This is a genomic window from Nocardia pseudovaccinii NBRC 100343, assembly GCF_001613225.1.
In the GTDB taxonomy this organism is placed as follows: Bacteria; Actinomycetota; Actinomycetes; order Mycobacteriales; family Mycobacteriaceae; genus Nocardia; species Nocardia pseudovaccinii.
Window position 1 is genome coordinate 1 of record NZ_BDBY01000142.1, and the last position, 1,869, is coordinate 1,869.

Here is a 1,869-nt window from a genome sequence, read left to right on the forward strand (position 1 = left end):
GGAGTTCCACTGCATCGCGACCTCGAGCTCGTGCCCGGTGCCCTTGCCGGTGAACGCGACGACGGAGTTGTGGATGGCCTGCTTGGTCCGGTTGATATGCCGGACGAAATCCTCCAGACCACCCGGGTAGTGGTAGGTCCGCGTCTTGACCTTGTGCTCGACCGGCGCGGCGGGCGCATCCGGATCGGCATGCTTGGGTGCCTCGGCGGTATCGCTCACCACCTCGTCGATGACGTCGGTCTCGGCCACCCGCTCGTCGGTCAAGGTGATGGTGAGGCCCTTGTTCAGGAATGCCATCTCCTGCAGACGGCGCGCGACCGTCTCGAAGTTGTAGGTGGTGGTCTCGAAGATGTTCGGGTCGGCCCAGAAGCGAATCGTGGTGCCGGTGCGCTTGGTCGGATCGCCCTGCATCAGCTTGCCGGGCTTGGAATCCTTGTATTCCTGCGTCCAGTGGTACCCGTCCACGTCCACATCCGCCTCGAGGCGGGTGGAGAGCGCGTTCACCACGGAGATGCCGACACCGTGCAGACCGCCCGACACCGCATAGGAATCGGAGTCGAACTTGCCGCCTGCGTGCAACTGGGTCATGACGACCTCGATGGTGGGCACACCCTGGGCGTGCATCGCCACCGGGATACCGCGGCCGTCGTCGATCACCTCGACGCCACCGTCCGCCAGCAGTTTCACATCCACCTGCGTCGCGTACCCGGCCATCGCCTCATCGACCGAGTTGTCGACGACCTCCCAGATCAGGTGATGCAGACCGCGCTCACCCGTGGAGCCGATGTACATACCGGGCCGCTTGCGAACGGCTTCGAGACCTTCGAGGACGGTGATGGATTCGGCACCGTAATTGCCTGACTTGGGCTTGTTCGAGCCGTCTACGTTGGAGTCCATGGCAGCCACTGGTCGGTAGCTCTCCTTACTTGCTGATCCTTGGCGCAGCGGTCGGCCAGCACGCGTGGGGTCCCGGTCTGATTCTGGTCGTGAAAATACGGGTCCACGCGCGGGCTGTACGGAACGCGCCGAAAGGTTCGCCGCTAGTTACCCCACCATCCTACTGGTAGACCCAAGCCACAATGCACCTACGACACCCCTGACGGCTCCGTGGATGCGAGAAATCGACCGAGCATGGGTCGGTTCCGCCTTCAACCTCTTTGAGTCCATCAGATTCGGCCTGAGAGTTGCCTGTGTAGCGGAGCCGTGATCGCGGCCTCGTGCACGGATAGCCGCAGCATAATTCAGCCTACGTTGCGGACTCGCACACGACGACCGCGGCGTTCCACGTGAAACTGAGCTAGGCACTGGACTGTCGCCTATCCGTAGGTGTCCCGTGGACCTCGGCCTTTGATGTGCCGCTCACCCTTGCGCCAGCTCGGCGCCGCCGGACCGGTGATCTTCAAGGATGTGACCACGCCCTGTCCCACCGCCGCATTGATCTTCGCCAGGATCTGGCCCTGCAGCATACGCAGCTGGGTGGCCCACGCCGTGGATTCGGCGGCGATGCTCAGCACGCCGTCCTTCAATGTCATCGGGGTCGCATGGGAGGCGATGTCCTCACCGACCACACCGGCCCAGCGGCCGAAGACCATGCCCTCGGCGACCTTGGCCGACCAGCCCCGATTCTTCGCGATGGCGCCGGCCAGGCTCGAAAGCAGCTGCGGGTCACGGTCATCGGGCCGCGCGCCGGACCAGCCGGTGCGACGGCGGGCTCCGGTGCGCAGCCGACGCGGCGATGCCCGGCCCTGCCCCACCGATTTACCGCTCGCCTTCGCGGCCGCCCGCGCCTCCTCCAGCGCACGCCGCGCCAGATCGATACCGCGCAACTCCGGTTCCGGCTCGGATGCGGATGCATTCGACGCAGTCGGA

At 65.1% G+C, this 1,869-nt stretch carries 2 protein-coding genes; both read right to left on the reverse strand.

The features are described 5' to 3' along the window. Positions 1–897, reverse strand: an 897-nt coding sequence (locus tag NP3_RS16895) for an ATP-binding protein (RefSeq protein WP_245720974.1), incomplete at its 3' end; no start/stop codon positions are given. Positions 898–1,316: 419 nt separating this feature from the next. Further along, positions 1,317–1,869, reverse strand: a 553-nt coding sequence (locus NP3_RS16900) for a DUF721 family protein (RefSeq protein ID WP_063042413.1), incomplete at its 5' end; no start/stop codon positions are given.